General features: G+C 34.6%; 19 protein-coding genes and 1 pseudogene. 8 read left to right on the forward strand and 12 right to left on the reverse strand.

Going from position 1 to position 15,490, the window contains the following annotated elements; genetic code table 11:
* The coding region (locus P7D84_RS12730) for an IS630 family transposase (protein WP_311800974.1) at positions 1-562 on the forward strand (562 nt) is incomplete at its 5' end.
* A gap of 87 nt (positions 563-649) precedes the next feature.
* On the opposite strand, the gene P7D84_RS12735 is transcribed toward P7D84_RS12730, so the two are convergent.
* The 6 genes and pseudogenes from P7D84_RS12735 to P7D84_RS12760 all read right to left on the reverse strand — a co-directional run bounded on the left by P7D84_RS12735 (position 650) and on the right by P7D84_RS12760 (position 5,741).
* Complete coding sequence (locus tag P7D84_RS12735; RefSeq protein WP_114526065.1) at positions 650-1,003, reverse strand: class Ib ribonucleoside-diphosphate reductase assembly flavoprotein NrdI; 354 nt, start codon at positions 1,001-1,003, stop codon at positions 650-652.
* A gap of 24 nt (positions 1,004-1,027) precedes the next feature.
* A complete protein-coding gene (locus P7D84_RS12740) occupies positions 1,028-1,372 on the reverse strand; it encodes a hypothetical protein (RefSeq protein ID WP_114526064.1) in 345 nt (114 codons plus the stop codon).
* Positions 1,373-1,455: 83 nt separating this feature from the next.
* Positions 1,456-2,040 (reverse strand): TetR/AcrR family transcriptional regulator, encoded by a 585-nt coding sequence (locus P7D84_RS12745; protein WP_162787398.1) that lies wholly within the window; start codon positions 2,038-2,040, stop codon positions 1,456-1,458.
* A 98-nt stretch (positions 2,041-2,138) separates the two neighbouring features.
* Positions 2,139-2,888: pseudogene (locus tag P7D84_RS12750) on the reverse strand (conjugal transfer protein); the annotation flags it as partial.
* A gap of 156 nt (positions 2,889-3,044) precedes the next feature.
* Positions 3,045-3,602, reverse strand: a complete 558-nt coding sequence (locus P7D84_RS12755; protein WP_114526061.1) for a recombinase family protein — start codon at positions 3,600-3,602, stop codon at positions 3,045-3,047.
* Positions 3,603-4,235: 633 nt separating this feature from the next.
* Positions 4,236-5,741, reverse strand: coding sequence for an ApeA N-terminal domain 1-containing protein (locus tag P7D84_RS12760; protein WP_311802797.1), 1,506 nt, complete (start codon positions 5,739-5,741; stop codon positions 4,236-4,238).
* Positions 5,742-5,932: 191 nt separating this feature from the next.
* Here P7D84_RS12760 and P7D84_RS12765 point away from each other — a divergent pair, with 191 nt between their 5' ends.
* Together P7D84_RS12765 and P7D84_RS12770 are read left to right on the forward strand one after the other, a co-directional pair.
* Positions 5,933-6,133: a hypothetical protein gene (locus P7D84_RS12765; RefSeq protein ID WP_014748757.1), complete on the forward strand. Its 201-nt coding sequence runs from the start codon at positions 5,933-5,935 to the stop codon at positions 6,131-6,133.
* Positions 6,134-6,165: 32 nt separating this feature from the next.
* On the forward strand, positions 6,166-6,387 hold the full coding sequence (locus P7D84_RS12770) for a hypothetical protein (RefSeq protein ID WP_014748756.1): 222 nt from the start codon (positions 6,166-6,168) through the stop codon (positions 6,385-6,387).
* A 15-nt stretch (positions 6,388-6,402) separates the two neighbouring features.
* Here P7D84_RS12770 and P7D84_RS12775 read toward each other — a convergent pair whose 3' ends face one another.
* From P7D84_RS12775 to P7D84_RS12785, 3 genes are all read right to left on the reverse strand, one after another.
* Entirely contained in the window at positions 6,403-6,993 is a 591-nt protein-coding gene (locus P7D84_RS12775) for an SOS response-associated peptidase (RefSeq protein WP_071130048.1), read from the reverse strand.
* Between the two features lie 91 nt (positions 6,994-7,084).
* Complete coding sequence (locus P7D84_RS12780) at positions 7,085-7,591, reverse strand: hypothetical protein (protein ID WP_133141720.1); 507 nt, start codon at positions 7,589-7,591, stop codon at positions 7,085-7,087.
* The gene (locus tag P7D84_RS12785; RefSeq protein WP_311802801.1) at positions 7,575-8,954 is read right to left on the reverse strand and encodes a Y-family DNA polymerase; all 1,380 of its coding nucleotides are present in this window, start codon (positions 8,952-8,954) and stop codon (positions 7,575-7,577) included. Before P7D84_RS12785 ends, P7D84_RS12780 begins: the two co-directional genes overlap by 17 nt.
* A 594-nt stretch (positions 8,955-9,548) precedes the next feature.
* Between P7D84_RS12785 and P7D84_RS12790 the strand changes: the two genes are divergently transcribed.
* From P7D84_RS12790 to P7D84_RS12810, 5 genes are all read left to right on the forward strand, one after another.
* A complete protein-coding gene (locus P7D84_RS12790) occupies positions 9,549-10,361 on the forward strand; it encodes a ParA family protein (RefSeq protein ID WP_311802803.1) in 813 nt (270 codons plus the stop codon).
* Positions 10,362-10,377: 16 nt separating this feature from the next.
* Positions 10,378-10,803 carry a hypothetical protein gene (locus P7D84_RS12795; protein ID WP_002389872.1) on the forward strand — a complete coding sequence of 142 codons (426 nt, stop codon included), beginning with the start codon at positions 10,378-10,380 and terminating at the stop codon, positions 10,801-10,803.
* A 591-nt stretch (positions 10,804-11,394) separates the two neighbouring features.
* Complete coding sequence (locus P7D84_RS12800; protein WP_311802804.1) at positions 11,395-12,894, forward strand: primase C-terminal domain-containing protein; 1,500 nt, start codon at positions 11,395-11,397, stop codon at positions 12,892-12,894.
* A gap of 135 nt (positions 12,895-13,029) precedes the next feature.
* Positions 13,030-13,317 (forward strand): type III secretion system protein PrgN, encoded by a 288-nt coding sequence (locus P7D84_RS12805; protein WP_104884700.1) that lies wholly within the window; start codon positions 13,030-13,032, stop codon positions 13,315-13,317.
* A 3-nt stretch (positions 13,318-13,320) separates the two neighbouring features.
* Positions 13,321-13,635, forward strand: coding sequence for a hypothetical protein (locus P7D84_RS12810; RefSeq protein WP_108145070.1), 315 nt, complete (start codon positions 13,321-13,323; stop codon positions 13,633-13,635).
* A gap of 41 nt (positions 13,636-13,676) precedes the next feature.
* Here the strand turns inward: P7D84_RS12810 and P7D84_RS12815 are convergent, their stop codons facing one another.
* The 3 genes from P7D84_RS12815 to P7D84_RS12825 form a co-directional block, all read right to left on the reverse strand.
* Complete coding sequence (locus tag P7D84_RS12815; protein ID WP_308947635.1) at positions 13,677-14,132, reverse strand: hypothetical protein; 456 nt, start codon at positions 14,130-14,132, stop codon at positions 13,677-13,679.
* Positions 14,133-14,359: 227 nt separating this feature from the next.
* The gene (locus P7D84_RS12820) at positions 14,360-14,983 is read right to left on the reverse strand and encodes a DUF2812 domain-containing protein (protein WP_311806671.1); all 624 of its coding nucleotides are present in this window, start codon (positions 14,981-14,983) and stop codon (positions 14,360-14,362) included.
* A gap of 11 nt (positions 14,984-14,994) precedes the next feature.
* Complete coding sequence (locus P7D84_RS12825) at positions 14,995-15,306, reverse strand: PadR family transcriptional regulator (protein WP_114526081.1); 312 nt, start codon at positions 15,304-15,306, stop codon at positions 14,995-14,997.
* Positions 15,307-15,490 lie beyond the last annotated feature (184 nt).

Below are 15,490 nucleotides of genomic sequence, written 5' to 3' on the forward strand. Positions count from 1 at the left end.
TATTATTGGGAATCCCAGCTTAAATCATAGATACCGTAAGGGATTTTATTCTTTATTTAAAACTTTGCAACAGAACCTTCGAGATTACCAAGCTATCCAACGGACCTGGTTTCTAAAAGGAAGACAACGGATAATCCCTACCTACGGAAAACATTGTGGTACAAAGCTGATTGGCTGCCTGGACTACGCGTCGGGTGAGATCCTATGCAGCGAGAAAGAGCACTACGACGCAACATCCTTCTTAGAATTCCTAGTCTTTGTTCTTGAGCATTATCCGGTTGGAAAGATAGTCATGATTCTGGACAATGCCCGTAACCATCATGCGAAACTGATCCAGCCATTCTTGGAAGAGAATAAGGGGCGTTTGGAACTCGTGTTCCTTCCTCCGTATAGCCCTAATCTCAACTTGATAGAGGGACTATGGAAATGGCTGAAGGAGACGGTTATCAATAACGTATTTTTCTCAAGCGTCAAAAAGATCAATCTGGCGGTTCAGAGTTTCCTCACTTGGATAAACGAGCAGAGGGAGATTGTCATTGACCGTCTCTGCGTGAAAATGTAGGGTAATTATTTTATTCAACTTATATAATAAGGCTAATAAGTAGTAGCATAGTAATACTGACCTCCTATTATAGTAATCACAGCTTATTCAATTCTCATGATTGGCAATGAATGCCTTTACATCTTTTATATCTTCATCATTACCAGCTCCTTCAATATTTTTTATTAAAAGGAGTCCGTACTCCTTTACAAGTTTATCGCTAGAACCACAAAATGTTTCTCCATGCTTTTCACGGTCTCCATTATTGACAAAACCTACTATTAGCTCTTTGTGTTTTCGAATGAATTTTTTTGTAGTTCTTGGAATTTTTCCTGCACCAACATTTCTGGTTATTAAAATGCATTTTTCAGATAATTTTTCTTTAACAGGTTGACTTTTATAGTCAAGTGATTCTGAAAATTTTTTCCCAAGTCCAGTTAAACTATCATATACAATTAACATTAACTACACACCCTTCACTTGAAGTTACTTCCATAATTTTATTGTTAGCCACACTGCTAAACCAATGATAGGAATATAACTCATTATCTTAATAATGAAATCCATTTCAAATCCATAGATATATACTAACGAGAGTATGGCTGTTATCCATATAACTAGTATTTTAAAAATAGGGGCTATTTCAGAAACTAAGAAAATACCTATACATACTAAAACCAAACCTCCAATGACCATACTCATAAATTCACTATTCAAAAAGTTTAATGGAAATAAAAATCCCCCGTAAATGGCTGTACAAATACCTAATAAAATTAAACATATTCCGAAAATCGATAACCCACTCATTTTAAAATCCTCCTCTGATTTCATCTTTTTCCTCCAATTATCATCTATTGTTTTGCTTTTGAATGAATATTATTTACCATTCATTCATCTATGGATATAAAGAAAACTTAATTGTCTTCTTTAGTTGTCAATACACCTTTACAAAAATATTTAACCAGTAATTTTAGCGTTTTTTCGTAATCTTCGAAATCACTCGAAGTAATATTCATATCTAAGTAGTAAATCAAATCGTAGACTCTCATCAATTCATCAATATTGTCATCATCAAATTTTTTCTCTTTAAGTATATTCCGTAATGTTTTTGTTAAAAAAACATGGAATGTATTATTCTGCTTGCCTACATCTGAGACGTAATATTGATGAAGAACACTAGAAATTTGGTGATTATTCCATTCCGCTAAAATTTTGTTATGTGTAACTTTGTTAATTGTGTACTCAAAAATTTTTTCGAGTAACTGATCTACTGATAAATCATTCAAATTAAGATTACTAATTAAATCATTTCTTACTCTCTCATTTTCTTGTACATAAACTTCTAAAAATAATGATTCTTTTGAATCAAAATAATTATAAAATGTACCAGCAGCTATTTTAGCTTTTGTTGCTATTTCTGAAATATTTGTTTTTTTATATCCTTTTTTTAAAAATATATCGTGTGCAACTTGTAAGATAACATTTTTTTCGATACGCATGTAATTCCTCCTTTCAACAATATGAATGAACACAATTATATATTCATTCATATTGTACTGCTATTGTTAAGCTTATGCAATAATTTTCTATATATTTATCATTTGATTATTCTCCAGTTACCTTCCTTTTTTTCAAGCGTCAAGCTAAATTGAGATACTTGTGTTGCTTTGGTCTGCTGGTCAAGGTATTTTACTACCAGTGACACGGTCACTTGATTATCCTTGCAATGGTAAATAGGATTTACTAATTCTTGGAAGACGTAATCTTTTCCGATTGGCTTCAAAATACCATCACTCACATAATAAGAAAGCTCACTGGCTGTTGCAGTGGGATAGAGCCTAAAGAACGTACTTAAAAACTCATTGATTTCATTGGTTGTAATGGAATCAACCGTACCATCACTTTCAATCGCTTTTGGTTTATAGTCTGATTTCACAGGAATGCTGGTAATCGTCGGATTCTTAACGAGTACCATATTTCCAGAACCATCTACATAGACGCTCACTTCATAAGCAGATTGAACCGTCTTTTTGTTTTTGCTCTCTGTAATGAATTGGTCCACACTATAGGTCACATCAAAAGTATTTTTGCTCTTTGGCTCAACCGTCCATATCTGAAATTCTCTTACAGAAGACGATACAGGAATATCTTTACGAACCGTATCGACATTGAGTGCGTGAAGCTCATCTGTTAAATAGCCTTTGAGTTTTTCCATACGGTTCTCAATAGAATTGTCGTCTAACTCCCAAGTGTAGTAAACCTTCGCAAAGTTCTCGACGAAGTTTTCTACATGATGAGTATCAACGTATTCCTTTTCTATGATGGTTGTTTCATGAATGGTATGCGAAATAGAATATTTTTTCAAAGATTTTTAGACGTTTCTTGTTCTTAAAGAAAAAATTCTTAAGCACTATTCAGTCTTCTCTCATCTCAATATTAAGGCTGTATACCTATCTAAGTAATATCTTATCAGACATAAGCATGAAAACGCTTAATCCGAATGTTAGACCTCACTTATTTTTCTTTTATTCCGCGTCAAAGTACTCTTGCTGATTCCGGTCATTTTCTCTACTTCTTTATAGGAATGGTCCTCCAATAGGTTCATAGCCAAATTGATTTGTTGCTGATTGAATTTTTTTGGTCGCCCTTCCCGGAAACCGGGTTTCTGTTTGGCCAACTCTTTCCCCTCTTGTGTACGCTCCACAATCAGATCGCGTTCAAAATCTGCAAAAGCGCTGAAAATCGTGAAGATCAATCTTCCGGTGGACGTATTTTCAATAATTCCAAGATTCAGCACGTTGATCCGCACACCCTTCTCGAATAACAGCTTAATCGTGTTCAATGCGTCTTGCGTGCTGCGAGCGAAGCGATCCAGTTTCGTCACAACCAACGTATCTCCTGTCTCAATTTCCTGAAGGAGTTTTTGGAACTCGGGACGATCACTTTTTGTTCCGGTAATTTTCTCGAAGTAGACTCGGTCGCAGCGTTCCTCTTCGAGTTGACGTAGTTGTCCTTCTAGATCTTGTTGGCGGGTACTCACCCGTGCATAGCCATATTTCATCTTTTTTCACCCTCACTTTTGAACATAGGTTATGACACCTTTGTATCCCTTGATTTTACTGGACGTCGGAACCATAGTCAATACTCTTAAGTTTTGACTATGAAGGATAAACTAGAGCACCTATGCTCTATTCTCTAGTATGCCTAGGCGTTCGGTATTTTTATATGTGTAGCGACAAAGAGAGGTATATTATCGCTATCACCTTCTCCATACGATAAGCTAATAGGTACTTAGCCAGATCTATTCCCCTTACTAGTTGTCTCCATCTCCATCTTTCGTGTATTAGTATAGCCAGTTGTCTGAAGTAATCGCATGGAGCACACTTCATTTTTAGCTTCTTGGATTGTCACGCTACCGCTTCTGATGACACAGGACTTCTTCGGGGAAACTGATTGGTGTAGGGGCTCCTGAAGCTGCTGATACACTGGCGTACGAAGAAGTTTCAACTTCCTTTTGATTCCTTTCAGTTCACTGTATTAAATTGGATTGATATTCTCGAATTCATCCTCTGCCTAGTACCCGTTCATCGTAAGTGTATACCTGTAATGACTTGGCATTCGAGTAGTCGTGTTTGGATAAGTGATAATGGCCTCGAAATTGGTGGCTCCACCCGTTTGTTGAATAGTTCGCTTACTATTCTGCTGGAAACGTATCCTGAAATTCATAGGTTTCGGGAATGAGAACTTTTAAAATGATGTCTTCTGAGATTCCGAGTTCTTTATAAATAAAGTATCTTTGAAAGAGCTTCAATTTTTCATTCGTTGTAAATAAATTTTGTGCTCCTTGTATTCTATCAGGGTACAACTCGGGTTTATATCCATGTGTATGAAAATTGCGTGTCTGTGTTAATGACCTAGCTAAACTGCTACTGGATTTAGAGGGGCTCTTCCCTTCTTTTTTTATACAGGATTCAAATATTTTATCCGGAAGTTTCCTGAATAAATAGCTAAGCTTTTTTTGTAGGGAGTCTTCGCCGATAAAATTAACATTTGCAATAAAATGTTCTTTGTTAGGCTGTGACACATTCTCATTCACATAGTCTGTTAGTAGTTGTTGGTCTTCTCTTAGTTCTTCTTTTTTTTGTTCAATCGAATCATTAACAAAGTTTCTATAATATATTTCTAAGTTTCTAATAGAATTCAGCAGCTGGGTCTCTACATAATAAGGTAAGTATAAATCGTTCAAATAGCTATCAAGAATAAAACTTAGTTTTTCTTTCTTCAAATACCAGCTATTTAAAATGCTTTCAAATTCACCTTCTATAGCATGGAATGTAAGAGCACTTTTAGAGGCTGTGGTGATTCGCTCTCCAATCTGCCGGAAGAAATATCTCCCCCTTATTAAAGGATAAAATTTCCCAGCATGTTCTGGTATAGTTTCTTTTTCGCATAAGAACTCTAGATAGTCAAAATGCAAAGGTATACCATTTAGGAATTCTAATAGCTTTTTGATGTATAGAGCGTTTTGAAAAAAGGAACGAAAGTTTCTCATTTCTCCACTATTTTCAAAAACTTTCAGATAGGACTTTTCTTCAAGAGAATAAGTACTGTTACTTTTATTCCTATTAAGAGTAATAGCTTCTAATATAGACAAATTTTCAGAATGAATGTTAAAAGTTCTTTCCCCATATTTGCCTAGATCAAACTGTACAGCCCCTTTATTTTCCTGGGGAAATACTAAGGTTGAAATAGAAGTTTTATCTATCCATGTATGTAAATGATTAACGGAAAACCTAATACTTTCAACCATGGGGTCTTTTTTGAAATCACCGAATACTTTGTTGAGAGCGGTTCTTATTACATCATTACCCTCAATCTTATTAAAATTCACATCGAGTATATAAAATTCATTTACAGAATATGAATCAATACTAAAGCCAGGAATACTATCGGTACCTTTTACTCTATAACACCCTTCCAAGGCCAATAGTTTCCCATCTTGTGAAAAACCATAAATTCGGTTTAAATGTTGAAATGTATCATCAAAGCTCTCAGAAAAGGAATCGAATAATTCAAGAATAATGGATTGAGATTTATAGTGCAGAATCCCTCTTATTCCATCCTTCATTTCCTGGTCTTCTCTAAACCATATAGCTAAAACATCAAAATCTTCATGCAGGTTATATTTATCAAGTTTCATTGTTTGAAAACCTCTCTTTTCAATGACATATATAGCAAATAGCTTTTTATAAAAGGAACATCTATTCGACACTCTAAATCTACATGGATAACGTTTGAAAATCAACATGTTGCTTATGACTGTTTTGGGTACACTTTAAACGTGCAAATATATTTTATCTTTTAGTAGTTTTATAGGTTATAATTAAAGAAATGGATGAAGAACAATCCTATTGGGATTCAGAAGAAAAATCTTATTTTAAAATTCATTATGGGAAAGCATTTGAAAAACATGACGTACCTTTTATCTGTAAAATTTCAGTGGAATATGATGGGAAAGCCTTAATTTTTGAATCAGTAGATTACACTTTAGATTTGAATTACTACACACTAAACGACGTAGAGTATAGTTAGTAGTATCATTTAGTAACCGAGGGCCGCTAATCATGGAAGAAGAAAAAATATTTGAAAGGCGTTGGCAACTAGCTTCAAATGAGCAAAAAGCTAGATACAAAAATCTGATCTCCTCCTACCCCGCTGTTGACTGGAGTTACAAAGAAAAGAAGTATCTGCTTTGGTTGTGTCAGTTAGATATAGATACCTTTGAAACATTTGAAGTGATACTAGATAAAATTAAACATAGCAATGAAAAAAGAGCGAATCTATAAAAGATCCGCTCTTTTTTATTTTGCTACTTCAGTACGAGTTAATTCTGGCATATCAGCTGTAAGATAGTTACGTGCGAAATCCAGATCTGTGATCCAATCTTTTATATGATCTCTTTGAATAATAAGCGGCATACGATCATGTATTGGGGATACAGAATCATTAGGTTTTGTCGTCATAATAATCGATTCCGTTTCAAATCCTGCACCTGTTTTATGCACACGATAAAATCCTCCCAAATAAAAAACATCATTATCCCCTGCAGTAAACAATAGTTTTCGTTTTTCGGAATCCCACTCATAGAATCCGGAGACTGGTATGACGCAGCGAGTTTCTCTGAAGGCTTTAGAAAAAGTCTTCTTTTCTTCTACTGTTTCTGAACGTGCGTTGATCATAAGTTGACCAGGCTTAAATCCTTGGAAACCCCACTGAGTGATTCCTGGTACTACTCTTGAATCCTGATTAAGTCCTAGTGTTACTATATAATTAGTTGGAAAAATTTCATTAAAACCAACACGAATATGTTTACCTGTAGTATTTAAAACGACGTGGTCATAGTAGCTTCTTAATTCATTTGAAGATAAATCAAAAAAATATCTTCCACACATATTCTCCCCCTCCTTTTCTAATTTATTTAAAAAACGTGTGTCAGAGAGCTATTCTAAGGCGATTTCAAAGTCAAATGATGGACAATTATCTTCAATCATCATCTGCAAAGTCTTGATAATACTCATTTTTGATTAACTTGATCTCTTCTTCTATATTACGCTCTTTTTTTATTTGCTTGTTGCGAATAGCTTCTTCGTCCTGAAAATAATCAACTTTGAACCATTTTTCGTCTTCTTTTATAGAAATGTGCCGAACGTCTGTCCAATAGATCGCTTGTTCATTCAGTACAAAATAGTCTTCATATGCTTCACCTAGAAATTGTCCTTCGACAGGATCCAAAAATCGCCCAAATTCGTCTTTAGTGTTTAATTGCAGCGTTATAGGTTTATGATAAAGGAAAGACTCTAAAAGTATCGTGTCGATCTCCTCACGATTCATTAATTCCAAACCAACAACTTCTTTCGTAGCCCAGGCTTCGTTTTCTATAACACCTTTCATAAGATCATCCATGGCGTAAGCTGTTGCCCACTTCAATCCGAATGGTCGATCTCTGTATTGATTATAGTCTGTAAAAGTTTTCTTAGTACGTTTTACCATGACCTTCAGCACCTTCAATTCCAGACATACCGCCTGCATGGCCTCCAACAAGACTGCTGCGAGCAATCGCACGTCCGCCTTCCATAATGCTATTTGCATGGACGATTGACTTAAATCCGAATTTTTTGCGTATGGTATCTACAACATAATCGATTTTTAAGTCTTTTACTTGCTCGTTCGGATCTTCAAAGAGATCAAGCTGCAGAGCATTAGAATAAACGAGCTTTGAACAGTTTACTCCCACATTTCGAATGTCCTGGTATTTGTAATGACGATCAAATATCTGCAGTAAGTAGTTTGCAATTTGTTTGCTGCTATTGGTTGCTGGCACCTTCATTTGCTGGTGAAACCCTCTACTCCCTGATCGATCCACATAGCCCATTGAAAATCCGATCCACAAAGATATGACTTCAGCTTTAGCTCCCGATCTTCTCAATCTTGTTGCTACTTGATCAGCCATTTCTTTGATTACAATTTCTATTTCATTTCGACGTGTATAATCACGGTTTAACACCTGACTGTTCCCTATCGACTTAGATTTTACTTTGTATTTCTGACCTAAGAATGATCGATCGACGCCCCAGCTGTGTGCATATAGTTGAGTACCTAAGACACCAAAATTTTGCTTCAGCTGATAGTAATTTGCGTGTGCCAGATCATGCATAGTAAATATACCCATTCGCTTCAGTCTGATTGCAGTCCGACGTCCGATACCCCAAACGTCTGTAATGTTTTCTACTGACCAAAGCTTTTGATGAACGTCTTCATAACGCCATTCTGCTTTCATATCTGAATTTTTTTTACTTTCGAGGTCTAGTGCGAACTTGGCCAAGAGCGGATTGTCACCTATTCCGATCGTTGTGAAAATTCCAGTTTGTCGATAAACGTCTGTTTGAATCATTCTCGCCAGCTCTCTTGCGTCCTTTGCACTGAACAGCTTTAATGAGTCTGTGACGTCCACGAAGCTCTCATCGATGCTGTATACGGAATGATTTTGTTCGTCAGCGTACTTCTTGTAAATGTTGTTAATCTCCATATTCTTTCTCATATACAGTGCCATTCTCGGTGGTGCGATTACGAGGTCTTCCGGATACGGAAAAGGAAGATCTCGTGATCGACTGACATTAGAAATTCCATAGGCTTTTTTTGCGGCCGGACTCGATGCCAGGATCAACCCACTCCCCCGCTGAGAAGGATCGTCTGAAGGATAGGACATGACAACTAACTTTGCCTTTAAAGGATTTAGTCCTCTTTCTACGCATTCTACGGACGCATAAAATGACTTACAATCGATACAAAGAATATCTCGTGAGGGTTCTTTTGTGTAGTCAAACCTTGGGTTTACGCCAAATTGCATAACCATGATAAATCACCTTTTCTAAAAAAAGATACGTTTTATATGCACATTAGAACACATGTTCGTTTTTTTAGTCAAGGAAATTCAACGATTAAAAATATTATTATAGATTAGTCTTCAATAAATTATAGTATATCTTATACATTAAATAATAAAGTATAAGATATACGTTTAATTAAGCATATCTTATACCATAAACGTTATTTTGAAATTTTATCAGAATGATTTTTTTACGTCAGCCAAACACTGAATCAAGAAATTTGTTGTATGAATCTGCTATTAAATAAAATATAGCAGAAATAATAAATATATTTTGTGTAACTTATATATTAAATAATAAAGTATAAGTTATACGTTTAATTAAGTATAACTTATACCATAAACATTATTTTTAAATTTTATCAGAATGGTTTTTTACTTCAGCCGGAACACTAATTCAAGGGATCTGTAGTATATATCTGCTATTAAATGAAACATATCAGATATATTGAATATATTAAGTATAACTTATACTTAATATATAAAGTATAAAATAAATATTGAATAAAATAAATATATAAGTTATACTTTAAATAAAGATTAAAGAAAGTAGGTAAAAATATGACAGCAACTACTTATACAGTCGGGAACTTTAAAGGTGGAGTAGGAAAAACCAAGATAGTTACAATGCTAGCTTTTGATAATGCTGTAGTAAATAATAAAAAAACACTGGTAATAGATATTGATCCGCAAGCCAACGCTTCACAAATATTAGCAAGAACTGTTGACTTAGATCATATTGATAAAACAATAGTTGATGGAATCAACGAAGAAAATCTTTCAATTTGTATAACGCCGATTATGGAAAATCTAGATTTAATTGCATGTGATACAAGTTTTAGATCGTTTTCTAACTATGTTATTGCTAACTTCGAAGATGAAAAAGAACAAATCATGGTTTTAGAAAAATTGTTGGAACCTATTAAAGAAAATTATGAGACCATTTTTATTGATGTGCCTCCAACTATTAGTGCATATTCAGATAATGCTATGGCGGCCTCTGATTATAGTATAATAGCTTTTCAAACACAAGAGGAATCGTTAGATGGAATTGGAAAATATGTTGGGTACCAAAAATTTATGATTAACAACTACGATATTGATCTTGAAGTGATATCTATAATTGCATGCATGCTTGAACCAGACGATGATTTAGATAAAAGTGTATTGAGCGAGGCTATGGATTTATATGGATCCGCTGTATCGAAGAATATTGTTAATTTCCAAAAACGACTAAAACGTTATTCTAGAGAAGGAATATCTTTGAAAAAGTATCGAAACGGAAATTATGATCAATGGGACTATAGGGCACATGAACCGTTTATAAAAATACTAGCCGAACTTGAATCACGCAGAAAAATATTTGAAGAATAGCTAGGAGGGAAAGAATATGAGTGAAAGGAAAGAATTTAATGTTGATACCAAAGTTGATACAGAATATGCTGGTCTCTTACAACCAGGAATAAAAAAGAAAAAATCTGTATCAATTAGAGGAGAAAACGAATTTGGATACTCTTCTTTGATGAATAAGAAACCAAAAGCGATTACTTCAGTAGCAAGTAAAAAACGAGGACGTCCTATAGAAATTACAGATGAGAGATTTAAAGTTACAAAACCCAAAAAAATATCTCCTGCTTTGGAGTCAAAATTAAACGTACTACAAGACTACGTTGAGGAACTTCAATCAGTGCAGGGGAGGATTACCTTTGAAAAACTTATTGACACTTTATCGGAAGCGTATATTACACAAAAATTAGGTGTAGCGAAAGAGGAACACTTGAGAGAAGAAATAAAAGATGCATTTGATAAGCTTTAATTTTTTAAGTCATTCAACAATAAAAGTATAAGTTATTACTGATTACCAAAACATAAAGTATAAGTTATACTTTATGTTTTTGCGTCACAAAATATTTGTTGTCAGGGAAAGCTTATTTTGAAGGTATCGTTTTATTACCTAATGAAGTGATTTAAAGTATAAGATATACAATAATGTCTAATTAGGTATAACTTATATGAGGTTTATTTAAGTATAACTTATACTTTATTAAAATTTCTTCTTGTACAAATTTAACTGTTTTGTTATATTCAAATAAATAATACATATAAAAAAGAGACGGATAAAAAAGTGAATTTGGCCTCACTTCTTCATCTGAATCACATACAACAACTATGTGTTCTCGTTCGTCTCATGGAAATTATGTGAGTGGCTGGAAACCACTTATGTGATTTGAATAAATCTATTCGGACTACCAATCCGAACCTATAGGTTTATTTTACCATTTTTTGACGAGCAACTCAATATATATACGCTTATTTTGTCGTTCCTTTGAGACTTCTAAGCTATTGGGAGAACACAAATCTTTAAGATTATTTGTGTTCTCTTTTAGTTTGGGAAGGAATAACAGTCATGGCAGCTTCTTTGGATGTCGTATATTCGACGGTATTACAAAATGGTATCCGTAAATTTAAATATAAAAACAGCCACCTAAAACCGGTCTCTTTTAGTGATCAGTCAGGAAAGGGGTCTATTTTTGCGTACCGTTCAAAGGAACACATGATCGAAGGGATTGGGCTAGTGATCACTTCAGAAGAAGGGGTGATCGAGAACAATAATCGATTCACCCATTGGACACCAAATGTATTTCGCTATGGAACGTATGCTGATGAAGCCAGAATGTTTACAAAAGGTCATTCTGAGGACAATTTGCGCCAAATCAATACTTTCTTTGTTGATTTTGACACATTGGATCCAAACTTTGACTATGGAGAAATTATCTTGGCCAGTCACGAGATCGGCTTTATGCCGACAATGATTCTACGTACACCGCATGGATTTCAAGCTTTCTATGTACTAGACAAGCCTGCATACGTGACGAAGAAATCAAATTTTAAAGTGATCAATGTGTCCAAAATGATCTCAAAAAATCTAAGAAACAAATTTTCAAATGATTATCGGTTTCCAGTTGATGTAAATGCCAATCATTTTGGGATCACACGAATACCTTCTGAAGAGAATGTTTTATTCTTTGAACCACAGTATCGTTATAGTTTCGAAGAATGGATCGACTGGTCAATGAGAGAAGATGCGGACAAAAAAGCGGAGATCAAGAACGTTTTTGTATTACCATCTACTCAAGAATTTCGTCAAGTCGATGAACCCTGGTTCCAGCTGTTGCTAAAAAGTCAAAAAATACAAGGTGAAAAGGGCGTATATGGTCGAAATAATGTCATATTCACCTTGTCTTTGGCATACTTTTCGTCAGGATACGAAGTAGAAGCATGTGAATTGACGATGTTAGAATTCAATGACCGCTTGGCTAACCCTTTATCTGATCGAGAATTAACCAGAATCATTCGTTCCGCTTACTCCGGAAAATATCAAGCAGCGCACAGAGAAAAAATTGTCCTATTATGCCAAGAGTGGGTCGATGCCAATCTTTCTGAAGAGCAACTATTCAACAAAAAACGGGGTTGGTGGAAATTCAAGAAAGAAAGAGCTGTTCGCAAGTATTCACATAGTCATGAATGGACAGAAGATCTACTGTCCTATTTGAATGAGCAATCCTATGAAGAACAACCATACATTATTTCTACAAAAAAAGAGTTAACTGAACGTTTAAAGATCCCAAAACGTTCCCTGGACAAAGTACTGAAGCAGTTAAGAGAAGAGAACAAAATTCATTTTCGTGTTCGTGCTGGTCGTAATGGGGGTATTATGTTAGCTTCGATACATGGATTGATGCGCTCCGTTATCCGGCTAAAAAAAGAAAGCCGGGGGGCTTATTTCGCTGCGATCTCAGAAGCTTTTGGAAAAGAATACACGTTTATCCAGACAGCACTGAAACGCTTGATAGATCCCAATAAGATCGGCGTGCAAACAGATCTGTTCATGATCGATACAGGCTGAAATTAAAAGGTGCAAATTGCCTATTACATTATATCTATGATACGTTCTTTTTTTTCTCCGCCTTGGTTGCTGGTCTTAAGAAAGAGTAGTATTATTATCGCAAACGTAATAATATGGTGGGAGGTCTTTCTGACTATGAGTATCAATACCTTTGTATATCCCTACCCGATCAATGTGTTTATTATTTCGCGGTTAGGTCTGACAGTAGAGCAATTTTGTGAGTTGCATGGCTATAAGCAGAGTACAGTAGCAAGCTGGGTAACAAGAAACCGTACCGTAAAGACGTTGCCTTGTGATTTTTTGTATTGTCTTAGTCTTTCTTCAGGCTGGTCGATGGATGATGTTTATCGTCATTTATTGGTGTTGGAGGAGAAGTTCTTAAAGAGTATTGATCCCAAGAAGAAGAAAGAGCAGGTGGATTGATGAATGATTGAGGAGGAAATAGCTGAGCTTAATAGGATCAAAGAATGGGCTGTTCTTTTGAAAATCTATTATGGTATTCTGATTCTTTCTTTTATTACGGCCGGATTAGTTTCTCTTTTATTGGTTCTTTTATCGTTATGGACGAATATGATGCTATTTTTGTCTTTACTTTTACTGTTTTTCTTAGGATTAGGGGGAGTAGGTACTGCTATTTTGGATGACTATAAGTGGTCGTTGTTTAGTGGAATTTGTAGGAGAATGAAAAAAAGTGCAACTGTTGAGTCTTATGAATGCTGGAAGAAGGAAATGAACGTGTAGAGGTATACAAAAGAGCCTAGCAATAGATACTAGGCTTTTTCCTATGGCTTTAAAATGTATACAGGTGGAATATGAATGTTGTTTGGACGATCAACGTTTCTGTCAGATAAACGTTGGAAAGCGCCGTGTAGACCTTCTACCAAATGACTGGATGGCAATAAATTGTGCCAATTTGTTACGATTTGATTTAATTTATTTAATCGATTCTGTTTTTCATTAAGTTGATCATCCATGTAAATATTTAGTACGTTTGTTAGGTATTGTGCCCACATTTTTAATTCGATAGAGTCCACATGGTCTGCTACGAAAGCTAGTTTTTCCAATATGAGTTTTGATTCTTCAAAGTACCCTAAGTCCATTAAGCAGTCAGATAAGTTTCCCAAGCAGATAGGGTAATATTTCTTGTAAAAATGGTTGAATGAGTCCATGACATTGAAGTCAACAGCAAGTAGTTTTTGACTAACTATTTGCAGCTGGTCAATAGATAATGGGGTCATAAAGTCTGCGAAAAATTGGAAATCATAAGAAGTCGGGTACGTGGCTTCTTATGATTTGATTTATAAGAGTCAGGGCTTTAGTGATATCGATTTTAGGAATTTGAGTAGTGTCATTTGATAAAAATTTCTCAAGCAGCATTCTTAAATGGATTAGTGTCAAATTATTGTTTTCGTTTCTAAAACATCCTTGTATAGCAAGATATTTAGAAGAGGTTCTTTCTTTATTCTTATTTTCTTTTAAATTTTGAATCGTCATTTATAAGTGAACGTATGAGGTAATAGATACCTAAAAATAAAAAGAAGAATAACGGTAATACACGGAGTAAAGCAAAGGGAGTTTCAAAAAGAAAAGCATACCAAAAACTGCCACCTTTTAAATTCCAGATATTTGGTGTTAGATACCATGACTTGAAGTTTATAATTTGGGTCCAGGATGTATTTCTACTAAAAATATAAAAATACAATAAAAATAAAAATCCGTATGAATAACCATATTTAACATATCTTCTCTTCGCACTTTCTTGAGAATCTTTGTCAGAAAATATTCCTCTTGATACGTCAGGACGTTTTTGCTGAAAGTACTGAGCACCACCAGAACGACTTCCTTTTATTAGTTTCCAACCACTATCAGAAAACAATGTTACATAATCTTCATATTTTATTTTTCCCATACTTTTTTCTCTAAAATCAAGGCGTACATAAGGAATAAACGTTTCTTTACTAGCCAATTTTTCAAAAGTATATATAGGCACCACTGAACTAACAGAAACTAACTTGTAACCTTCTTCTTGTATAGAATTAATCCAATCTTCTTCTTTTTTTAAGGATAAGAAAATTCTAAATTTTTTCATGTTATCTCCTCCTAATATCCAAAATCAGAAGATAGCTTAATCAAACTTCCTAGACGTTCTATTTCTAGTCTTAAAACTTCTTCTCCCAGATCAGTAATTTTGTAAACTCTTCTTCTTTTTTCCCTACTTGGAATTTCTTCTATCCAATTAAGCTTAAGTAAATTTTCAATCGCTCCATACATGGTTCCAGCTGCTACCTTTACAAATCCATTACTCAACTTTTCTATTTCTTGAATAATGGCATATCCATGTGCAGGAGTGGTTAAAACTAATAGAATGTAAAAAGTTGTTTCGGTTAAAGGTAAATGAGGATTTCTACTCATATATGTTCCTCCTTTTTTTGTTATATAGTTACACTGTATATAGTTTCTATGTATACAGTGTAACTATATAAATTTAGAAAGTCAAGTATCGTTTTGTGTTCAATAGGGTATACTTATTTGTCCTAATATGGTTTTAGCAGTATAATTGACTTGGTGAATAGGTCATTTAAGTTGGGCATAATAG

This window comes from Enterococcus dongliensis (genome assembly GCF_031927985.1).
Lineage (GTDB): Bacteria > Bacillota > Bacilli > Lactobacillales > Enterococcaceae > Enterococcus_A > Enterococcus_A dongliensis.